This window comes from Dysgonomonas termitidis (assembly GCF_054657735.1).
On sequence record NZ_BAAHYD010000003.1, the window covers coordinates 238662 to 262652 of the forward strand.

The 23991-nt window shown below is 40.4% G+C and carries 14 protein-coding genes and 1 pseudogene; 14 read left to right on the forward strand and 1 reads right to left on the reverse strand.

The window, feature by feature from the left end:
• The 4 genes and pseudogenes from ACYQ3L_RS22235 to ACYQ3L_RS22250 form a co-directional block, all read left to right on the forward strand.
• The gene (locus ACYQ3L_RS22235) at nucleotides 1-1443 is read left to right on the forward strand and encodes a sulfatase family protein (RefSeq protein ID WP_459952483.1); all 1443 of its coding nucleotides are present in this window, start codon (nucleotides 1-3) and stop codon (nucleotides 1441-1443) included.
• A 363-nt stretch (nucleotides 1444-1806) separates the two neighbouring features.
• Nucleotides 1807-2163, forward strand: a complete 357-nt coding sequence (locus ACYQ3L_RS22240; RefSeq protein WP_380000719.1) for a hypothetical protein — start codon at nucleotides 1807-1809, stop codon at nucleotides 2161-2163.
• Nucleotides 2164-2384: 221 nt separating this feature from the next.
• Nucleotides 2385-4874: a glycoside hydrolase family 127 protein gene (locus ACYQ3L_RS22245; RefSeq protein WP_380000717.1), complete on the forward strand. Its 2490-nt coding sequence runs from the start codon at nucleotides 2385-2387 to the stop codon at nucleotides 4872-4874.
• A gap of 205 nt (nucleotides 4875-5079) precedes the next feature.
• Nucleotides 5080-5676 (forward strand): annotated as a pseudogene (locus ACYQ3L_RS22250) (IS5/IS1182 family transposase); the annotation flags it as partial.
• Here the strand turns inward: ACYQ3L_RS22250 and ACYQ3L_RS22255 are convergent.
• Entirely contained in the window at nucleotides 5652-5966 is a 315-nt protein-coding gene (locus ACYQ3L_RS22255; RefSeq protein WP_380000715.1) for a hypothetical protein, read from the reverse strand. The pseudogene ACYQ3L_RS22250 and the gene ACYQ3L_RS22255 overlap by 25 nt on opposite strands.
• A 244-nt stretch (nucleotides 5967-6210) precedes the next feature.
• On the opposite strand from ACYQ3L_RS22255, the gene ACYQ3L_RS22260 reads away from it, so the two are divergent.
• The 10 genes from ACYQ3L_RS22260 (at nucleotide 6211) to ACYQ3L_RS22305 (ending at nucleotide 23987) form a co-directional block, all read left to right on the forward strand.
• Complete coding sequence (locus tag ACYQ3L_RS22260) at nucleotides 6211-10239, forward strand: two-component regulator propeller domain-containing protein (protein WP_380000713.1); 4029 nt, start codon at nucleotides 6211-6213, stop codon at nucleotides 10237-10239.
• 39 nt (nucleotides 10240-10278) lie between these two features.
• On the forward strand, nucleotides 10279-13305 hold the full coding sequence (locus ACYQ3L_RS22265) for a SusC/RagA family TonB-linked outer membrane protein (RefSeq protein ID WP_380000711.1): 3027 nt from the start codon (nucleotides 10279-10281) through the stop codon (nucleotides 13303-13305).
• 12 nt (nucleotides 13306-13317) lie between these two features.
• Nucleotides 13318-15030, forward strand: a complete 1713-nt coding sequence (locus ACYQ3L_RS22270) for a RagB/SusD family nutrient uptake outer membrane protein (RefSeq protein WP_380000709.1) — start codon at nucleotides 13318-13320, stop codon at nucleotides 15028-15030.
• 21 nt (nucleotides 15031-15051) lie between these two features.
• Complete coding sequence (locus ACYQ3L_RS22275) at nucleotides 15052-18096, forward strand: SusC/RagA family TonB-linked outer membrane protein (RefSeq protein ID WP_380000706.1); 3045 nt, start codon at nucleotides 15052-15054, stop codon at nucleotides 18094-18096.
• 11 nt (nucleotides 18097-18107) lie between these two features.
• Nucleotides 18108-19787 carry a RagB/SusD family nutrient uptake outer membrane protein gene (locus ACYQ3L_RS22280; protein WP_380000704.1) on the forward strand — a complete coding sequence of 560 codons (1680 nt, stop codon included), beginning with the start codon at nucleotides 18108-18110 and terminating at the stop codon, nucleotides 19785-19787.
• Between the two features lie 28 nt (nucleotides 19788-19815).
• A complete protein-coding gene (locus tag ACYQ3L_RS22285) occupies nucleotides 19816-20709 on the forward strand; it encodes a hypothetical protein (protein ID WP_380000702.1) in 894 nt (297 codons plus the stop codon).
• 94 nt (nucleotides 20710-20803) lie between these two features.
• Nucleotides 20804-22429, forward strand: a complete 1626-nt coding sequence (locus ACYQ3L_RS22290) for an arylsulfatase (RefSeq protein WP_380000700.1) — start codon at nucleotides 20804-20806, stop codon at nucleotides 22427-22429.
• Nucleotides 22430-22543: 114 nt separating this feature from the next.
• Complete coding sequence (locus ACYQ3L_RS22295) at nucleotides 22544-22795, forward strand: DUF4625 domain-containing protein (RefSeq protein ID WP_380000698.1); 252 nt, start codon at nucleotides 22544-22546, stop codon at nucleotides 22793-22795.
• A 400-nt stretch (nucleotides 22796-23195) separates the two neighbouring features.
• Entirely contained in the window at nucleotides 23196-23480 is a 285-nt protein-coding gene (locus tag ACYQ3L_RS22300; protein ID WP_459952545.1) for a class I SAM-dependent methyltransferase, read from the forward strand.
• A 258-nt stretch (nucleotides 23481-23738) separates the two neighbouring features.
• Nucleotides 23739-23987 carry a hypothetical protein gene (locus tag ACYQ3L_RS22305; protein ID WP_459952484.1) on the forward strand — a complete coding sequence of 83 codons (249 nt, stop codon included), beginning with the start codon at nucleotides 23739-23741 and terminating at the stop codon, nucleotides 23985-23987.
• Nucleotides 23988-23991 lie beyond the last annotated feature (4 nt).

Here is a 23991-nt window from a genome sequence, read left to right on the forward strand (position 1 = left end):
ATGAAACAGGCAAATATGAAGGTACGGAATATATTGATGACAACTTCCCTGTTGTCCCTGGCAGGAGGACATGTAAACGCCCAGGAACGCCCTAATATAGTGATTATCTATCTTGACGATATGGGCTACTCTGATATCAGTTGTTACGGACAAAAGAAATGGTCTACACCGCATATCGACCGCCTGGCACAGGAAGGGGTCAGGTTCACGGACGCTTACTCGGCTTCTCCCGTATCCAGTCCTTCCCGGGCGGCATTACTTACGGGGCGCTATCCAGCCCGTATGGGAATCCAGGGCGTCTTTTATCCGGACAGTTATACGGGGATTCCACAGGAAGAGCTTCTTCTCTCCGAATTACTGAAACCGGCCGGATATGCCACGGGAATCGTCGGCAAGTGGCATCTCGGCAGTAGGGATAAGTTTTTGCCTCTCCAGAACGGTTTTGACGAATATTTCGGTATTCCTTACAGCAACGATATGGGAGCACAGGTGTATTTGCGGGGCAACGAAGTGGAAGATTTCCATGTAGACCAGTCCCAGATGACAAAAAAATATACGGCTGAAGCCAAAGATTTTATTTCACGACATAAGGATAAACCCTTCTTCCTTTACCTGGCACATAATATGATGCATGTTCCTATCTTCTGTTCCGAGGAATTCAGGGGGAAATCGGCGGCAGGGATTTACAGCGATGCAGTACTTGAAATAGACTGGAGTGTGGGCGAGGTTGTAAAGGAACTGGAAAAGCAGGGGATACTGGAAAATACCCTGATTATTTTTGCCAGCGATAATGGCCCGTGGTTACAGGAAGGCCCGTTGGGCGGAGAGGCTCTCCCTCTCCGGGAAGGAAAAACAACGAGTTACGAGGGTGGAGTCAGGATACCGTCCATTGCCTATTGGAAAGGAAGGATAACCCCGGTCGAAAGAAAAGATATAATTTCCACAATGGACTGGTACCCGACCATCGCCCATGTATGTAATGTCGATATTCCCGGTAATATCCGCCTGGATGGTTACGACCTGTCAGACCTGCTGCTAAACAACGGAAAACGGGCCAGTGATGCTTATGCCTATTTCAGGGATAATAAAGACGTAACAGGATTGCGGGTAGGTGACTGGAAAATCACATTGCCTCAGGCAGAAATCAAGGGTAACTTCTGGCGGACAGGCACGGCAGCCCATGATACCTTATTGTTTAACCTGAAAAACGATCCGGCGGAAAGGGTCGATCTTTTCAAGAAGAATCCTTCGAAAGCAAAAGAAATGGCTACTCAATTGGATAAGTATAAATCCGGATTCGGTGATGTCCCGCCTGCCTTGGTTATGACAGGAAACCATCAATCGGAGTATTTGCGCAGGCAACGCAGGGAAGCTATCGAAAAAGCTGTCAAAGAAGGGATACAAAGTAAGGAAAATCAAACAGATGGGTTTGAGGAAAGATAGCCAACTGAAGGAGTATCTTCCTTAGGTTATAACACCCCGGCGTTTTACTGAAAGTTATAATAAACCTCGTAAGACGCCGGTTTTTATTTAGAAAGGATTTTTTACCATATGGTTTCCATATAATTTTAAAAAAGAAAATAATGGGTATATTATACAAAGATTATTAATCACAGACTTGCATATATATTCAAAGTAATGCTTTTTATTGTAAATGAATCATAAGTTGCATAAAAAAAATATCCGTATTAGATTGAAAAACATATATTGTTTATTTTTGCTTCAAAGACTTTGAATACCCATTAGATAATTAGGATTTTAAAGTTAACACGATTTGATATCTATTACCAATGATATACTATGGATATGAAATATATTTTATTTGCAATATTAATTACTGTTACCGCACTGGTATCTGCTACATCCAAGCCGGAGATTAAACTCAGCGATAATCAAAAAGGATTAGGGTATCTTTCTTATCAGAAAGCCGCTAATGGCAGAAACTATATCAATGACAGAAGCTATTTAGGCGAGTTTATGCTGAAATACAGCTCAGGAGATGTAGTCCGAACGGTTAAATTAGCTGATGTTAAAAGCCGGGTATTAAATAACGATACATACAAAATTGAAATATCGTGGTTTTTACCGGAAAATATAGAGTTTACTCAAAGTTTCAAGGTTGTAGAAAATGAGATAGACTGGAATATAGATATCCGCAACTAAAATAGAAAACCGGACAAATAAAAAACATGATACCACCATCGTATTCCGAAACCTTAAAGCCTGCAAATATGAAGTTTCCGTAAACAAGAAATTAAATACGACATTCACCATCGATGAAAATAGCTGTCCATTAACGAAGATTACAGTTCCCGTCGAATCTGAATACATTACAGTACAAATAAAAATGCAATAATAACTCAACTTTTAAATTAAAACTCAAAATGAAAGAACGGCTTTTACTAGTAGTTTTGTCCTTATTGTGCTACTTTTCCGTTATTAACATTTACGCACAGGATAATCAAAAAGAAAATCTGCTCGTCCCTGTTACATTTAACAAGGTAATATTGGAAGATACTTTCTGGAAAAACAGAATGGAGATTCAAAAACAGGTTCTGGTTCCGGTAGCCTTTGAAAGAACACAACAAGCCATAAACGACCTGAAAAAGACTGCTGATTTTCTTAAAGGAAATCCGATATCACTTGCCAGTCCCGGCCGTTTCTATACATCAGATCTGTATAAAGTAATTGAAGGAGCAGCATACTTATTAACACTGGAAAAAGATCTTGTATTGGAGAAGCAGATCGACGATATTGCAACACTAATAGCACAGGCACAAGAAGAAGACGGATATTTATATCCCGCTCATTCAACAGGTTCATACCGTTTCGCCGAACTTTGGGGTGGTGCCGGAATGGGCGACAGACCCTATTCATGGGTGATCCATAGTCACGAGTTATACAATGTAGGACATCTGTATGAAGCCGCTACTGCATATTATCAGGCTACCGGAAAACGAAACCTGCTGGATATTGCCGAAAAAAGCGCCAGGCATATCAATAAAGTTTTCTTTGAAGGGGGAGATGCCAAATATAATTATGGGAAGCCTGTTAATCAGGCTCCCGGTCATCAGGAAATAGAATTGGCCTTAGTAAAACTTTATCGCACTACCGGAAATGATCTATATTTACAAATGGCAAAGAAATTTATAGATATAAGGGGAATTACATATATTCCTCGGGGACAAAACGTAATGTCTCCCGAATATTCCCAGCAGCATAAACTGGTAAGAGAGCAGGATAAAGCTGTGGGACATGCCGTACGGGCTGCCTATATGTATTCGGCCATGGCTGATATCGGTTCTTTGACCGGAGACAGTACGCTACAACCGGCTCTTCATAAAATATGGGACAATATCGTGGATACTAAATTCCATATAACAGGAGGATTGGGAGCCGTACATGGTATAGAAGGTTTTGGCGATGAATACGATTTGCCCAATAAAGAAGCCTATAACGAAACATGTGCTGCCGTAGGAAATGTGTTTTTCAATCATAGGATGTTTTTACTCGAAAAAGAGGGAAAATATATGGATGTAGCAGAAGTATCATTGCTAAACAACGTATTGGCCGGAGTAAATCTGAAAGGAGACAAATTCTTTTACGTCAATCCTTTGGAGTCGGAAGGAATGGCTGACCGTTCTTTCTGGTTTGGAACAGCCTGTTGCCCAACCAATCTGGCACGCCTTATACCTCAAGTATCGGGACTGATGTATGCACATACAGATACAGAAATATATTGTGCACTTTATACAAGTAATCAAACAAGTATTGACCTGAAAAATGGCAAAGTAAACCTGAAACAAGCAAGTAATTACCCTTTTGATGAAAATATAAAAATAGAAATAACACCAGAGGTTGATAATCAGATTTTTACTTTAAAGATGCGTATCCCTACATGGCTCGGCACACAGTTTGTACCCGGAAAGCTGTATTCGTATTCAGATAAAGGTAGCAAGACATTCTCGCTATACATCAATGGTAAAGAAATCAAAAATACCAATACTGAAAAAGGATTTGTATCCATTAACCGAAAATGGAAGAAAGGAGATAAAGTTGAGTTGAGGCTGCCGATGGCTTTAAGGTGCTCGCTAGCCGACAAAAGAGTTAAGGCCGATTTAAACAGGATTGCTTTTACCAAAGGACCTCTGGTATATTGCGCAGAAGGAATAGATAATGAATCGAATGTTAACCGGTACTTTATTCCGGCATTTTCCGGTAAATACAAAGTCAGGAAGGAAAAAGACGGCATATTTAAACACATAGACATTATTAGCGAAGTACCCGCCGGATATTTAAATCTTAATGGAAACATTGAAGACAAAAAATTAACTTTGATTCCATATTATGCTTGGAACAATCGAGGAATATCATCTATGAATATCTGGTTTGGAGATAATGAAAATACCGTAAAGGAAAATAGCATTACGATTCCGGCGTCTTTCAAAAATATTTCGGCGTCTTTCACTTATCCGGGCGACAATGTACTTTCTATCGTCAGTGGCAAGTTTCCCGAAAACTCGAAAGATGCCAATATAAAGAAATGGACATCTTATCCCGAAAAAGAAAAGAAGCAGTTTATAGAATTCGATTTCGAAAAAATATCAAACATAAAATCGTTTTCCGTTTATTGGTATGACGATAATGACGGTATAAAAATACCGCAAAGCTGGTCGTTGGAATATTCACCGGACGGGCAAATATGGATACCGTTTCCGTTATACACGACCGACACCTACAGCCTGATAAAAGACCAGTTCAATCTGGTACATTCCTCAGGAGACCAATGTATGGCGAAGATGATCAGGTTAGCTATGACTCCCAGACCTGATGCTGCAGTCGGAGTACTTCAGGTAAAATTCGATTTAAAATAAGCCTTGATAAACAAATAAAATCAACCCTATGAAAAAAATGACATTTGTCTTTTGTTTATTGCTGCTATGATAAACTTTTCAATTCCGTAGTTCTCTTGATTCCAACCGTATGATTGTATCGTCTAAATTTCTAAAGTCAAAAAGACTGATACTTCCATACTAAACAAGTCGGTTATATCTATACCTGTCGCAAGATAGCCCACTGAATACCTATTTTATGTGGCTCTCAGGTATTAACAGCCCTGATTTCCGTACCATCAACCGCTTCCGAGGTGATGGCTTGGAGGAAGATATAAAATCCTTGTTTACCCAAATTGTTCTACTGCTTCAAGAAGCTGGTTCTGTAAGTTTGGAGCTTCAGTATATCGACGGAACGAAGATTGAATCAGCCTCCAACTCTTATACCTTTGTTTGGCATGATAGTGTGGAGAAGTACAAATCCAAATTGGAAAATAAAATCCGTCAGGTATTATCATTGGTTGATAAACATATTGAACAAGATAAAGGGGTGAAAAAGCTAAATTAAAATCCTAAGCCCATTGACAGTGATCGGCTTTGTGCTAAAGTCAAAGAGTTGAACTCCCGTTTGGATAAAATGGCTAAGATAGAACACAAACAGGTTAAACAGCTTCAGGAAGACTACCTTTCCCGTTTAGAGAAGTATGAGGGTCAATTAGAAAAACTTGGAGATTGTAACTCTTGCAGTAAAACCGATGAGGATGCAACTTCTATGATTATGAAGGAAGACCATATGAAGAATGGCCAACTTAAACCAGCTTACAATATACAGATAGCTACCGAAGAATAGTTCATCACTTTGTAGGGATCCGAGTTGACGAACCGGTGAGCTTCCGGTAAATCTGTGGGTTCGCCCCTAAGGAAGGCTAATGCGCGGCAGAAGCATTCGATTGCCGGTTCACTTTGATCCACGGAGAATGGAACAGTGGTTTTAATCTCGGTTTCCATCCGGTCTTTCCATAATCCGCCGGTAAGCATTACTTGGTTAAACGGAACAGGAGTAATTTTTTGCTCTTTTTGCGTACAGCTTGTCATCACACTGGGCACATATAATCCAATAAGTATATTTTTCATACCATGTTCAATTTGAGTGTTTATGCGATTACCAGATTAAGCATCCGGAAAGAATGATTAAACTTTTTATGCAAAAATAGCTTGTAATTGTACTATCTCCTCAAAACTATTATTTATTAACTGTTAATTATGGCTTTATTCTTTCTGGTTAGGTCAAAAAAGAATATTATTGGTAGTATCTGACGATTCGTTACATGATGGAATCGGATATATTTCTGAAATTTGTAATTATAAAACTGATACGATGAGAAAACTGACACTGGCATTAATATTATTCTTTTCTGTTTTGCTTAACGCGGCGCCACGGGAGTTAATCTTCAATCATCTAGGAGGCAGACACGGCTTGACCAACATGGCCGTTCGCGATATTGCCCAAGACGATAACGGTTATATATGGATAGCTACACTCAAAGGACTGAACAGATACGATGGATACGGCATTAAACAATACTACCGGTCTGAAAACGGATTGCCTTCTAATTGCATTGAGAAAATAATTCCTATAGGCAAAGATTCTTTGCTACTGGGTACGGATAACGGACTGTGTCTGTTCGACGGAGTGAAGGAAAAATTTATCACCATAACTACGCCGGCGTCTGTTAAGAATATTATAGATATGGTTGACAATGGTACGGAAATCTATCTTTCAACGAATGCGGGCTTATTTACTTATAATAAACACAATCATAATCTGAATCGACTGGCTGATATTAAATTTGGGAAAATAGCTATAGATATTAATAATAACATCTGGGTGGCTCAAGCATTTTCGGTGTATTGCTTGAGTTCCACCGGCCAGCTTATCCGAGAGATTAAAGGAAGAGATATTTCACTGGCTTTTCCAACTGAATTTACCGCTATATATAAAGATTTACAGGGTATATTATGGGTAGGCACTACTGAAGAGGGCATTTATCGGCTTAACAGAAATCAGCGGGAACTCATACCGGTTACTTTTAAAGATGGGGAAAGAAAAGATATGCGCTATGTGCGTTGCATACAGGAGGATTTGCGTGGTAATTTATGGATAGGAACCGAGAACGGACTTTTTATTTATGATTATGTCGGCAATACGTATACGCATTACCAGGGAGAACAGTCAAATGTACAGACTTCGATTTCGGACAATGCCGTTTATTCCATATTTAAAAGCCGTGAGGATATTATGTGGGTAGGCACATTCTTTGGTGGAGTGGATTATACTAATCTGAAGGATAATAATTTTAATTATATTATATCGGATAATGGGAAGTGTTCGCTAAAAGGCAAGGCTGTGAGCAACATCATAAAGGATAGCCTCGGGATGATGTGGTTTGCGTCAGAGGATCAGGGAATTACCGTTGTTGACGCAGGTGGGAACATGAAGTGTCTCAATAAGAACTCTACTCCGGCATTGAATGGTAATAATGTACACGCCTTGGCTGAGGATCCTTTCGGTTATATCTGGGTGGGCAACTTTGTAGACGGATTGCAACGCATCGATACAAGAAACTGGCAAATAAAGTCGTTTAAGAATACCACGGGAGATACGCTGGGAATATCAAATAACTCCATTTATAAATTATACATACACAATACTGACTCCATGATTATCGGAACCAATCATGGAGCCCATGTTTATCATTTTAAGACAGGTGTGTTTACGGAATTCGAACCTCATAAATTATGGAAGGTGCGCATTGACGATATCGCACGGGATAATAATGATCATCTTTGGTTTTCATACCATTTCGACGGTATCTGGTCCTATAATCTGAAAACCGGAGCAGCCAGGTTTTATGGTTATGGTATGCCCGGATGTTCCGAAATGGTGAGCACAAACATATATACTTCGTTTCTAGATTCAAAAGGAAGAATGTGGTTCGGCACGAGTAACGGCGGGTTAATGTTGTATGCCCAACCGAGTGACAGTATGGTTATATACGGTAAAGAAAGTGAACTCATTCAGCGGGATATCTGTTCCATACAGGAAGATACATATGGTAATCTCTGGTTAAGTACCGATAATGGAATTTATTCGTTTAACCCCGGCACTGAAAGTTTTACACATTATCAGGTCTCGGACAATTTAATATCCAATCAGTTTAATTTAAGTTCCGGTTATAAAGATGAAAACGGGAGTATATATTTCGGAAGCATACACGGCGTTTGTTTCTTTCGGCCCGAAGACTTGCTTAACAGTGAAGGAACGCCCAACGTTCACATAACCTTTTCGGATTTTAAAATATTCGGACAGCATATAAAACCAGGTGATAAAAGCGTGTTGCAAAACAACATAGACAATACTGCTTCGCTTCGACTTAAATACAGCATGAACACGTTTACGTTCAATTTCCTGATCATTAATTATAATGAGAATTATCGGTCGCAGTTTACCTGCGAATACCGCATGGAGGGACTTGAAAATAATTGGAATGGTGTGCAGCAAATGCCTCAATCGGCATCTTACACTAACCTGGAACCTGGAAATTATGTTTTCCATGTACGCATAGTAAATAAGGAGGGTGTGGTGCTGAATCAGCGGCAGATTGAAATTAAAATTATTCCGCATTTTCTGTTAAGCGGTTTTATGATTGGCGTGTATGGATTGCTTGGCACTCTCCTTGCTTTTATGATAATCCGGTTTTATCGTACCCGCCTGCGTGATAAGATGGACATACGCATCGAGCGCATGGAAAAAAATAATCTGCAGGAATTGAACAGGAATAAACTTAACTTTTTTACCTTTATTACCCACGAATTCAAGACTCCACTGTCTATAATTATGGCGGTATTCGAAGATATTTCTCCTCAACGGAATATGACCGAAGAAGAGATATTCATTGTGAACCGGAATGTGAACCGCTTGCAGTTCCTTATTAATCAGGTATTGGAGTTCCGTTCCATAGAAACCGCCCATGCCCGGATTGAATATGTTAAGGGAGATGTTATAGCATATGGAAAAAATATATTCGAATTATTCATTCCTATTTTCAGGCAGAAGGAGATTAATTACAAATACATTACCACTCCGGCTTCTTTCTATACCATATTCGACCGGGATAAGATAGAAAAGATCATCAGTAACTTGTTGAGCAATGCCTTCAAACACTCCAGTTATAAAAGTGATCTAAACCTGAGTGTTGGTGTGGATGAAGTGAACAAACAATTAATAATAACCTGCCACAACAGCAGTTCGTACATACATCCGGAAAGATATCAGGATGTGATACAGGCTTTCCACAAAACGGATTCGGCGGATAAAAAATACTCGAATACTGGTATCGGGCTCGCGTTAGTAAATGGATTGGTTCAATTACTATCTGGGAAAATAGATATTGAAAGCAGCCCGGAAACAGGAACCATTTTCAAAGTATCACTTCCTATTGTAGAAGATACCAAAGATATGATCGTACCTACGGATGATCTGGAAATTACCCATTCTCAGGATATAGTTGCCGATACGATTTATAACCTCACCAATTCCGAAATAAACGAGAACCTGAAAACAAACTCACAGGCAAAACTTACCATATTACTGGTAGAGGATAATCCCGATATAAATAAGGTGATTAAAAGCAAACTGTCAGGAAACTACAAAGTGAGAACCGCTTATAACGGCAGGGAAGCCCTCGAGGTATTGAAAAACCATATAGTGGATATCGTTATCAGCGATATTATGATGCCTTATATGGATGGAAACGAATTGAGTAAGTTTATAAAAAACTCCCGGGAATATTCGCATATCCCAGTAATACTCATTACCTCGCAATCGTCCAAGGAAAGTGAATTGAAGGGTTTAGCCACCGGAGCCGATGCGTATATTGAAAAACCATTTACATTCGATGAACTCCATCTGCGCATTAAAAACCTCATAAAGTCAAAGAGCAGTATCCGTGAGCATTATGAAAACATGAAAACCATCCGTTTGCAGGAAAACCTAAGCAATAAGGATGAAGACTTTATCCAACAACTCACACACTATATTCTCCAAAACCTTCAGGAAGAGAATCTGGATGTGGATTCACTTGTCGAACACATGAGTATCAGTCGCACGAAATTATATAACAAACTCAAAAGGCTAACCGGTATGAGTGCCACCGAGTTTGTGAATAAGGTGAAGATTGATGTTGCCAGGCAAAAGATAAGTGAAACCGAACAAACATTTGCAGAAATAGCATGGCAATTGGGATTCCACACTCCAAGTTATTTCAGTAGAATATTTAAGAAGTTTACCGGGATGACTCCTAACGATTTTAAAAAGAATAATCCTAACCAGACGAACTATTTGTAATACAGAGCAAATTATTTATTAACCTTTAAATTTATGCGTATGAGTTTATCTACTAAACTAAAATCTTTTTTAGCAGCTGCAATTATATGTATTGCATTTCCGCTGACTGCCAAAGAGATAAAAGGGAAAGTGGTAAGCACTATGGATGGAAATCCGGTATCGTTTGCGATACTATGGTTGAAAGACTCACAAACACAAGTCATTTCAGACCAGAACGGAAGTTTTTCCATGGTGTTGCCGGACACTAATGACGAGTATGTGATAAGTGTGAGCAATACGGATTATATTGCTGCCGAGTTCATGGTTTTACCCGACAAAAATGAATATGTCATTGAATTGACATCTAATGAAGAGGCATTGATCTCTACTTTATGGCGGGATTATACAACGGGACGTTTTAACGGTTCTGTTCAAACCATAACCGGACGCGAACTTACAGATGTACCGACTTCCATTCTTTCCAATCAGCTTTCGGGACGTATAGCCGGCCTTACTACCATACAAAGTTCGGGTGAGCCGGGTTTTGACGGCGCGGATGTATATATACGCCGGGCTACCCCAAGTGTTTACATTGACGGACGCGTGGGGCACTACCGCGATGTTTCAGTCGATGACATCGAAACCATCACGGTAGTGAGGGATGCCACGGCTGCTGCACTTTACGGTGTACGGAATCCGGGCGGAGCGATCATTATCAAAACAAAGAAGGGAACTACATCGGCTCCATCGGTGACTGTAAAATCGCAGATGCAGTACAATGAACTGGTAGGTATGCCCAACCGTGTGGACGCTGCCACTCATGCTATGTTCTTTAATCAGGCACGAAAGAATAGCGGCATATCGCAGGAAGATTATTACTCGCCCGAAGACATTGCCATGTACCGCGACGGATCTAATCCGTTGTCTCATCCCAATGTGGAGTGGAAGAATGAACTCCTTAAGAAAGGGTATATCTCACACAACCATCATGTGAGTGTTGCCGGCGGATCCGATAATCTTAATTATTATGTATCCGTAGGACTTAGTCAGACAGGAGGAATGTTTAAAACCGGTGATGACTTTACATACAGCACCAACAGTGAATTTACCAACTATAAACTTCTCTCCAACATCGAATTCAAACCGTGGCAAGGAACGCTGGTGAATTTCCGTCTGGGTGGAGAATTGCAGGATAATAACTATCCTTCGAGACCGGATAACATTGGTGAGGTTTATTCGAACATATTCACTATTCCGGCAAATGCTTTTCCGATGTATTATAATGCGTCCGATGGGTATGTGGACCAAACAGGTAATGCCATAACAGGAATCGAAGGAAAAATAGGTGGTGGAAACGGAATAAATATAAATCCATGGAGCCAGCTTAACCGCAACGGTTATACTGCAACTACAACGTTGAAAGGGATGGTGCAGACCTCGATTAATCAGAACCTCTCTTTTATCACACTGGGACTGGCTGTTAACGGAATGATCTATTTTACTCTTTACGGCAAAGAAAACCTTGACAGAAGAGTTCCTTTTGCAAACTACGAGTATATGGGATCCGGTAACTTGTATATGAGGGGTAGCGAAGGATATATGCCGAATACCATTCAGCCCAAAGAAATGAACAGGATGACTTCCTATGAACTGGGACTGGATTATTTACGGTCGTTTGATCAGCATACTGTATACGGGGATTTACTTTGGAATCGGTATGAAGACGGTAATGCCAGTGATGTACCGATCCGGTTCGAAAGCATCGGTCTTTCCGGCGGGTATGATTATGATAAACGTTATTCTGCTGACGTAGCATTGGCTTACGGTGGTTCTCACAAATTCGCCAAAGGGAGAAAATATCATTGGTATCCTACGGTTGCTGCGGGTTGGAATGTGTCGAACGAGAAGTTTTTCGAAGGTATGAAGAAAGCTATATCATATATGAAGCTAAGGGCGAGTTACGGTATAACAGGAACCAACGATGCCTATCCGTTTGCTTACATGACTTCACTTGCTCAGGTGAATGATCAATACAATACCGGAAACGGTATGGGAATGGTAGCGGGTGTATATCAGCAGCAAGTGGCGAATGCACTTCTGAAGGATGGTAAAGTTTATAAGTTTAATACTGGGCTGGATCTAAATTTCCTGCACGACAGGATTTCGCTCAGCGTGGATTATTTTATTGATCACCGGAAAGACCTTCCGTTAACTTCGAATATGTCATACTCCCAGATATTTGGTTATGTAAATCTGCCAAGTTTGAATGTGGGCCACGAGAAAACCACAGGAGTGGATATTGCTTTGCGGTATAAGGAGAACAGATTCCCGGTGAGATACTTTATAGGCGGAAACTTCTCGTTCCATAAAAACGAAATCATTGAGTGGGACGAACCGTTGCAAAAATATCCGTGGATGTATAGGAAAGGGCATGCAAACGGTGATTTCTTCGGGCTGGTAGCTGATGGGCTTTACCGTACACAGACCGAATTGGATAATGCTACGGCTTTGCCGGGTTTTGCCACTCCTGAACTGGGCGATATAAGGTATGCCGACTTGAATGATGATAATAGTATTGACGAAAAGAATGATTCCAAATGGTTGGGTTACGGTAGGAACCCGCGTATTTATTACGGTATTCAGGCGGGAGTTTCATACAAAGGGTTCGATCTTCAGGCATTGTTTCAGGGAGCAGCACAGAGATCGATCAATATTGCCGGTCAGTGGAGAAATGCGTTTGCAGGGAATACATCTATTTTCGAACATCAAACGGATGTCTGGAGCGCGGAAAATCAAGATGCTGCGCTTCCCCGGGTAACGGTTGACGAATCGGCGAACAATAATCGACTCTCTTCTTTCTGGTTAAAAGATGCCTCGTACCTGCGACTGAAGAGTCTGACATTGAGCTATACTCTATCATCCACATTCGCAAATAAGTTATGGTTGAAGGAACTGCGTGTTTTCATTTCAGGCTATAACCTGTTGACATGGGATAAGCTGGATGTGATAGATCCCGAAAGTACGGGCGACTATATCGGTATAGCACCTCCGAGAGTATATAATATTGGATTATCTCTGAAATTTTAAAACCTATAGGCTATGAAATATATATCTGAACATAGTTTAAGATCACTATACCTGCTGATTGTAGTTATGCTTGCAGGTTGTGACTATCTGAATGAAGAACCGCTGCATTATCTGCAGCCGGGAGAGCGTTTCAAAGAAGAATCGCAAATGGAACTTGCCGTGCATGAATGCTATTATTATCTGCCGAACGGTTATAACGATGTGGATGGCTCTTTTCTGGATGCGGCTACAAACGATGCGGTTTATCGCATAGAAGGAAGCGGTATTAATAAGCTGGCTCGTGGAGAATACACTTCCAGTACGCCTGTACTGAATATATGGGACAGGTGTTACAAGGGGATCTCGCAAACTTTCCTTGTGGAAGATAATCTTCACTATATGAATATTCCCAAAGGTTCCAGTGTGTCTGACCCGGATGTTTATTTCGAGACCAAACGCAAGGAGTTCGGAAGCGAAGCCATGATGGTAAGGGCTTACCTGTATTTTGAATTGTTGAGAATGTATGGCGGAGTACCGCTTGTTAAACGGCAAATGGAACTGGGCGAGAATATTAAGGATGTACAAAGAGCATCGTTTGCCGATGTGGTTACATATATCGTCGGGTTGTGCGATAAAGCTGCAGAAGATCAGCCATCGATCATAAATACAACTCCGGGGCGGTGGGGGAAAGGTGCAGCCAAAGCCATAAAAGCAAAGACATTGGCCTATGCTGCGAGCGACCTTTATCATAAAGATGTAAAATCACCACTTCATGGCTATATCCAAAATAACCAAGATGCTGCAAGGTTAGCAGCAGTTGAGGCTATGGACGATTTTATGAAATATACCGAATTCGGGTTGGCTAACAATTATAATATGTTCTTCTGGGAACCTAATAATGGTCAGTTCAAAAAAGAATATGTGGTGTATAAAGGGAAACCTCAAAGCAACGGTGTTGAATCATTGCTGTTTATTCCATCGTTGGGCGGTAATGGTGGTATTTATCCGACACAGGAATTTGTAGATGCCTTTGACAATGCCGACGGCAGCAAATATGTAGCTTCTGCCAATCTGGATGAAACTCAGTGGGCGAACCGTGATCCGAGACTGAATAATATTATCATTTACAACGGATCGAAAGTAAGGACAAACAACACCATCTATACGTATACAGGTACGGAGCAAACACAGGATGGTTTTGTGGTTGTACATCAGAAATCGACAAGAACTGGTTACTACCTGAAGAAATTCGCCAATTATGGGGCGGTTAATTTTGATAACGCGGTTCCGGGAGTTACTCATCACATTTATCCGATAATCCGGTATGCGGATATCCTTTTATTGTATGCCGAAATGATGAGCGAACTGTATGGACCGGATGATGCGCGTCAATTCAGTATGACCGCTAAAAAGGCGTTGGATGATGTTCGTATGCGAGGGGGTATAAAGACAGCACTTCCTTCAAACATTTTACAAGATGATTTCCGCCAACGTGTGATAAACGAGCGCCGTATCGAGCTTTGCTTTGAGGATCAACGATATTTCGATCTCAAAAGATGGAAATTGGGAGTAAACATTCTTAACAGTCCGGTTCATGGGATGAAAATTGTTCGCGAGGGTGGCAATTATAGCTATCAGAAAGTAGTGGTAGACGAAAAACGAAAGTTTACACAGCCTATGTATTTTGCTCCCATACCTTATGATGAACAACTGAAACTGGATATCGAACAGAATCCCGGATGGTAAATTACTATAAAGCGAAATAATATGAAAAAACTATATATCTTTTTTATATTTTTACTGTCTTCCACGTTAATATATTCACAACACATGACCATCAAGGGGGTTGTGAAAGATGAGGGAGGCGAAACACTGATTGGTGTTACTGTTAAGGAAAACGGAACATCCAACGGTACTATTACGGCAATGGATGGTACTTTCATAGTGCAAATGTCGGGGGTATCCGATTCCATTACTGTTTCTTATGTGGGATACCAGACCGTGTCTCTTAAAGTAAATTCCAGCCAGACTAATTTCTCGATCGTAATGAAAGAAAATGCCCAGCTGCTGGAAGAAGTGGTTGTAGTGGGCTACGGTGTGCAGAGGAAAGTATCGGTAACAGGGTCTATCTCTTCCATCCGGACGGATGAAATGACAAGCATACCTACTTCCAATATTACCAATTCTCTTTCCGGAAACATCAGTGGTTTATCGTCGATCCGTTCGAGCGGCCGTCCAGGACAGGATGGTTCCAGTATCAAGATCAGGGGGGTAGCGACATTCAACAATACGAATCCGCTCGTGTTGGTGGATGGTATTGAGCGAAACTTCAGCGATATCGATCCGAACGATATCGAGAACCTTTCTGTGTTGAAAGATGCTTCGGCTACAGCTGTATATGGTGTGCGTGGTGCAAACGGTGTGATATTGGTTACAACTAAACGTGGGGTTGCACAGAAAACAAAGTTCTCTTTCTCGGCTGAGGCTGGTATTACCGAGTTTATACGTTTACCGAAACTTGTGGATAATTATCAGTATGCCCTGTTGAGAAACGAATTTGCGACAAATAACGGAAGCACTCCGGTTTTCACCGATTATGATCTGGAGCGGTATCTGCTCAAAGATAATCAGTCTACTCACTTCACAGGGTATGCTCCCGACCTTTTCAGGACCGGCTTTCAACAGAAATATTATGCAAATATAAGTGGAGGAAACGAGCGGGCTCGTTACTTCGTTTCGATCGGGTTATTCGATCAGGGAGGAAATTATCAAACAAATCTCAATAAGATTTATGATCTTTGGTATATACGCGATCTCTTTGAGGAAAATCCCGGTTTGAGGGAAAAACTTCCTATCCGTAATTATGATCCCGATTTCGGATATCAGCGAATCAATTTCAGGGGAAACATAGATATCAATCTCACAAAGAAAAGTTCGCTCACATTTAATCTGGCTTATATAACAGGTATCATAAGAGGACCAGGACGAAGCGAATATTATGAAAACTTCATAAAGAATGCTACCGATTTTGCATGGATAAATGCCAACGGTACTTTTGGCGCTAATGGTCGCAGGCAGGATAACCCGATCGAGTCGATAAACTTTCAGGGTTACAAGAAAGAATATACCAACACACTTCAGGCAACTGTAAACTACCGTCTCGAACTCGATGAACTTCTCAAAGGATTATCGTTCAGTGCCAAATTCTCGTATGATAATGCCATATCTTCCAGTCGTGAATACTCGGTGGGGCAGGGATTATATCGGTACAACAGATTTACTAATACGTACTCGCTTCAAAATAACAGCTATTCCGCACCTGAATATAATACCGACCAAAGCGGAATGCATGGTAAAACCTACACGGAGGCTGCGGTTAACTATAAACAGATTTTTGGCAAACATGATGTTGCTGGAATGGTACTTGTAAATATAGATTCGCGTAAGCAACCGAACAAGGAAACCAGTATGTATGGTAATATATCGCAAATTTATCAAGGAGTGGTAGGGCGCATTAATTATCAATATGACGATCGTTATTTATTTGAATTTAATATGGGATATAATGGCTCTAACCGTTTTGCAAAAGGACACCGGTACGCATTATTTCCTGCCGCTTCTGTGGGCTGGATTCTCACACAAGAAAAATTCTTCAAAGAGAATGATATTCTCTCTTTCCTGAAGCTTCGTGCATCCATCGGCCAGGTAGGTAACGATGCGTTGGGTGGTTTTGCGTATTATTATGACAGTGTTTGGGGAGGAGGAGCCGGATACAACTTTGGAGTGAATCCAACTGGAGTTAACGGACTCAAGGAAACTCAGATCGGTAACGATAATATTACATGGGAGAAATCAACGAAATACAATGTGGGGATCGATACCCAGTTTTTTAACAACAAATTGAGCTTTAGTGCTGAATACTTTATGGAGAATAGAACGGATATCCTGCGGAATGTAACGAGCTATTATCTTTTTTCAGGAATACAAAGCTTGAGTCCGATTAATGTTGGGCAAATAAAAAACAAGGGGTTTGATCTGGAGTTGGGCTGGAATCAACAGCTAAGGGATTTTAAGTATAATGTGAAATTTATAACTTCGTTTGCACGCAATGAAATCATCGAAAATGGTGAAATACCTCCGAAATATGACTACCAGAGTCATAAAGGACAATCCATCGGTCAGTATTTTGGTTGGGATGCATTGAGCTTATTCCAATCATGGCCGGAGATCGCTGCTGCTCCTCAACACGTGGGGAGTGTTCAGCCAGGTGATGTTCGTTTCCGCGATGTGAATGGCGATGGCGTTATCGATTCTTACGATGAAGTACCTATTGGGTATCCGAACAATCCCGAAGTCAATTTCTCCGGCCGTTTTGGTTTCTCGTACAAAGGCTTTGACTTCTCTATGTTGTTACAGGGAGTAACTAATGTATCGATGTTCTACCCAACGTTTATGGTGCATGAATATTTGTATGAGAACAGTCCCAAAGAGATGCATCTTGGCCGTTGGACACCCGAAACAGCATCGACTGCAACTTTCCGCAGATTGGGTGTGGGTGTGGGAACCACTCCGTTAAATTCTTCTTATTACATTCAGGACGGGTCATACATCAGGCTTAAAAACGTAGAGCTTGGCTATACGCTTCCTTCGTCTGTAAGCAAAAAAATGAGAATGCAGAACATACGTATATATTTGAATGGTTTTAACGTATATACGTGGAGTAAGGTGAAAGGATGCGATCCTGAAGGTATAGCAGATGAAGCTTATCCTCAAACCAGAATATTTAATATGGGATTGAAGTTCGACTTTTAAAAACTTACATCATGAAACTGAAAACAATAATATTATTTTCTGTATTTTCAATTTTCGTCGCTTGCGATGGAGGTTTGGAAAGGATAGAAATATCATCGGATAGCGAAAAATCCGTTTTTTCCGATAAGGTGAAGACACGTAATGCTCTGAACAATTTATATGGCTCGATGAGGCATATTGCCGGATATCATTCGTTCACCGAAAATAACAATCAACAGCTTTTGGATGCTGTTACTGATAATGGACGCAATATGTTATGGAACTTTCCTATACCAACGTTTACACAATCTACTTTAAAACCGGGGCAAGATGTTTTTGCATCAGGTAACCTTCCGTGGAGAGATTATTACAAAGCCATACGTATGGCAAATGCATTTCTCGCAAACATCGATTCTTCGCCTGTGACAGATGAAGAAAAAGCTGATATGAAGATCGAAGCTCTATTTTTAAGGGCGCTCTATTACTGTGAATTGTTTAAGGGTTATGGGCCGCTTGTAATTGTGGGTGATGAAATATCCGATGGACAAACGTTGGAAGGATTTGAACGGTCTTCCGTAGATCAGACGATTAACTATATTGTGAATGAATTCGACCAACTTATACCACGAATGAAATGGGAATGGGAGAACGATGGGGATTACGGTAGGGCTACCAAAGGTATGGCAATGGCATACAAAGCACGTATGCTATTATACTATGCCAGTCCGCTATATACTCAAGGCGTTTCCGAATCGGACATTAAATCCCGGTGGAAGGCTGCTTCCGACGCTGCAAACGCTCTGATAGTGGAAAACAAATATGACTTACATCCCAATTATGTAGAGTTTTTCAATACTCGTAAAACAGAGGAAAATATTCTTCCCTATTTACGGGTAATAGGAACACAAGCCTATACCATGAGTCTTTCTTCAGAATTTGCTGGTGGTAATGTTTGTGGTATGCGCCCTACTTTCAATATGATAGATGCTTATGCTATGAAAGATGGAAAACAGCCGGTACTGGGTTATGAAAACGGAGAGCCGGTCTTTAATCAGCAGGTAACCAACTACGATGATGAACAGTTCTGGTTGAACAGGGACCCGCGTATGGAAATGCAGATATTCAGGCACGGTGACCAGATACTGGTTAATGGATCCAGGCAAACCATAAACATGCGTATTTATGATGAACCGTCACCCAGCGGACAGAACGGCTTTCTGGTAAAAAAGTACATTAATCCGAACCATGATTTCAGGCAAAGCGGCGGTATACACCAGAATGTTCAGATGATGAGATTTGCCGAAGTCTTGCTTATATTCGCTGAAGCGGAAAATCAGGCAAACGGACCTTCAGCAGCGGTGATAAGAGCAGTTAACCGGGTACGTAATCGTGTGAAAGCAGATTTGTTGGATGAAGCAGATGATCCATATGGCAGAGCGTGGACAAAAACTTCGCTTAACAACCAGATCATGCTAGAAAGAAGAATGGAATTCTTTGCGGAAGAACATCGTTTTTGGGATGCACGTCGCTGGAAGTTAGGTCATGAAATATTGGGAGCAACTGTGTATGGAGGCTTTGTCAATGAGAATGGTAAGTATAGCAGGTATTTTATAGAAAATCGTAAATTTATGGATAAAATGTATCTGTTGCCTTTGCCCAATATTGAAGTAAACAAAAGTGAAGGTAAAATATGGCAGAATCCGGGATGGTAAATGTAATACTTTCAATTAAAAAATGAATATGAAAAAAATCTATTATATACTAATGATAACAGTGCTGATTATATCGGCTATGTTTATGAACAGTTGTGATTCCCGGGGTTACGAATACGATATTCCGACTACGATCAATTTCGAAGGGCTTGACAATAACAACATTGTTCAGTTGGCACATGGAGTTACCAGCTTTCGCGTTAAAGGTCATGTGACTTGCCAACAGGGAATAAAGCAATTCGGTATTTATAATGCTAATCCTAAAAGCGGAATACCGGAAAATAACCCTATTACAGGAACGGAGGAGATATTCGATGAAAACTATCCCTTGGAATATAATTTCGATTATATTGTTGAAAACATAGAGAGTAATAAGGCTCTGCGGATAAAAATAGTATCGGGGGAAGATGAATCTTTTCAGGCAGGGGTGGCAATAACCATTACACCGGTTGTGGAATTTACACTGGAGCGAACACTTGAGTCATACGATTACTGGTATGGAATGTATCTGGCAACTTGGTACGAAGGAAGGGTATATAAGCATCGTGACGTAGAACAATGGGCATCACAGGTGGACATTTCCATGGGGGAGGTGGATGGTAAACCTTGTTTTGTGTCACCTGATGCTAGGGTACAGGCAGGAAGAGAATCTTATATGGGAGCAAAGAAAACCAGATTTGCCCAGACAACTCTTACTGCTGTGGAATTTAATGCAATAAAAGAGGTCGATGCTTCTCCGTTGCAAGGCATCAGCGCATCAGCGGAGATAGTTAAAATCAGTGCCAATACGGTTTATGCATATGTTACAGCAGAGGGGAAGAAAGGGCTTATACTGGTGACGGCATTGGCTAACACTCCTCACCGCGATCTGAAAGATATAACGGTTTATTCCGTAAAATTAAGAGTAAAAAAAGAGTTATAACTTTTCTTGTATTTAAGTCAGTGCTAACACAACAATAAGGATGTGTCGGGTGTCAAGGTAGTCTTGGCACATCCTTATAATATTAAACAATAAAATGATAAACAGAAAATTGGTTTTTCCGGTGGCTTTATTAGCAGGCGGAATAGTGGGAAGCAACTCTTATCTGCACGCCCAGGGAGAAAAAAATAGGCCCAATATATTACTTATACTATGTGATGATTTGGGCTATTCGGATATTGGATGTTACGGAAGCGAGATCAGCACACCGAATCTGGATCAACTGGCATCCGTAGGGGTACGTTTTACCCAATTTTATAATACGGCAAGGAGCTGTCCTTCCAGGGCGTCGCTTATGACTGGGCTTTATCCTCATGAAACAGGTATAGGACACATGACCGGAGGAGGCTCTAAAAAAGAAAGCTATCAGGGATACCTCAACGATAAATGCGTTACTCTTGCCGAAGTATTGGGAGCGGCGGGATATACTACAAATATGTCGGGTAAATGGCATATGGGAACTGAAGAAGTTGCATGGCCGTATCATCGTGGTTTTCAAAATGTATATGCCATACATAATTGGGTAGACAGTTATTTTCGGGTACTTCGTGGATGCGAGGTCTATCGCAACGATAGTCTCTTCTTACACGCTAATACTCCGGACGATCTGATTTACCGGGAGAACGGAAGCAGTTGGTATACCACCGATGTGTTTACCGACGAGGCTATTAAGCAAATCGGGAATTCGGTGCAACAGAACAAACCGTTCTTTTCGTATGTAGCTTATAATGCTCCTCACTGGCCCCTCGAAGCTCATGATAAGGTCATTGAGAAATATATAGGTAAGTATGCCAACGGGTGGGATCCTATTATGAAGGAAAGACTCAACCGTTTGAAAGATATGGGTATAATTGGTAAAGATATACCTATTGGTAAACAAGAAATGGTAGAATGGGCTTCATTGAATGACGATGACAGGGAGAATCTTGATTTTCGTCGTGCTATTTATGCTGCTCAGGTGGAAATACTCGATTACAATATAGGACGTTTAATAACCAAACTTAAAGAAGAAGGGGTATATGAAAATACCGTGATTGTTTTTCTTTCGGATAATGGTTGTTCTGCCGAACCGGAAGATTCTCCTTTTGGCTATTCATGGGAAAAAGACCGTAAGTCCAATTATGCAGAATGGAAAATGATATCTGCACGTCAGGGAGCCAGTCAGGGAAAGATGTGGAGCATAGCCAGCAATTCTCCTTTTCGTCTTTATAAGAAGTATATCCATGAAGGTGGAATTTCCACTCCTTTTATAATAAGCTATCCTACGGAAATGAAGAAAGCAGGAAGACTTGAAAAAACTCCATGTTATCTACCTGATATAATGGCAACGTTTATTGAACTTGCTCAAACAAATTATCCGGCAGAATATGAAGGTCGGCAAATACGTCCGCTTAAAGGGCGGAGCATTGCTCCTGTAATAAAAGGTAGAAAGATTACTGAACATAAGATGATGGCATGGGAGCATGAAGGACATGGCGGTATTAGGTTGGGTGATTGGAAGTTAGTAACCGAAGATATTTTCAGCGAAAACTGGGAACTGTACAATATGGCATTGGACCGTACGGAGACGAACGACTTATCTTCGAAAGGTTCGCAAAGAGCTGCCAGAATGAAAAAAGCCTGGGAAAAATGGGCATATGAGATTGGGGTTTTACCTAAGTAAAAGGCCTAAGACTGAGATATTAAACAGGCAACTTCATCTTAATATTATTAGATAATAACATCTACTGAAAATAATGCAACCATTATTGATGAAAACAAATAGAATAAATAGTCTTTGAGGGTTATTAAACAAGAAGAGGCTAAAGAGTGCGAATTAGACCCGAAGGAACAACCGGTTAATCCTTTTGTCTATAATCAGGATTTCTCTATTCCTAACGGATATACCATGTTTGAAGCCGACAACGGAATTGCTATCCCTGCCGATGTCGATACGGGGGATTATCACTTTATGATAATAAGGGTAACAGATAAGGCGGGATGGCAACAGTTAAAAGCCATTAGCTTGAAAATAAAGGATAAAGAATGATGGCTTTTGATTATTGGCTATTTTTCAGGCAAGCTGTGGATTCGATAAAAGACAATGAAGGTGTCTCGAAAAAGAGACACCTTCTTCATAACTTTCTCATGTAGTGGATGAAAAAGACTCCATAAAATATATACCCTTACCGTACTTATCTGGATGTTTTATAAATCTCTACTTTTGGTTGTTTTCTTTGATCGAACTTTCATGCATCCTTCCATATCAGGTGTACACCTCAAAATATTAGCAGCTACCAAATCGGAAATTTTCTTATGTGAATGCCGGAGTATTTTAGCTACCTGATTGATACTAAAAGTCCGTTCGGTTTCTGTTTCAACTAGTTTCGGTATCTTTTTATCGAATACCCTTTCGATAATTTCTTCCAAAGAAGAGTGCAAATATCGGTATTGCGGCAATATACTTTGCAAATAAATATCGAACAGCCCGGGTATTTGCAATAGAACCCGAAAAAGAAAATTATGTACAAATGCTAAAAAATACAGCAACCTATTCTAATATTACATGTTTGAGAAAGGGATTATGGCATAAATCATGTTGTTTGGAAATAAAAAATAAAAATGCAGATAGTTATGGATTTCAGGTCATAGAGAGTTGCGAGCCAACTGATATCACTGCTATATCAATATACGATTTAATAAAAAAATATGACTTACATCAAATTGATATTTAAAAAATCGATATAGAAAGTTCTGAAATTTTTTTTTTAGTCATAATACTAAATTGTGGTTACCGCGCGTAAAAATTTTAATAATAGAGCTTCATGACAGAAGTGTACCCGGGTGTTCGCAAGCTTTATTTAAAGCTTTGTATATATATAATTTTGAGCTTTACCTTAAGAGTGATTCTTTAATTATATATTTTCTATAATAACACTAGGTATATAGGTTGAACACTTTCAGTAAACTGCTAATAAAAAAACACTGATCCCGTGCAGGCACTTTCAGATTTACAGCGAACCTATTACCCGTACCTGAAAGGATATTTCACATTAAGGATACCGAACTCTTTGGTGTGCAATGATGAAATGACCGAAAAAACGGCGGATTACATAGCCGGAATGATAAAGTATAAGCCGGAAAAAGGCGATATACCAGCATCATCCGGTAAAAAAATAAAATACCCGGGGCCTCAATACAATCCTGGTATTTTGTGCGTAAATTTGCCGGTCTTCCGGTAAGCCG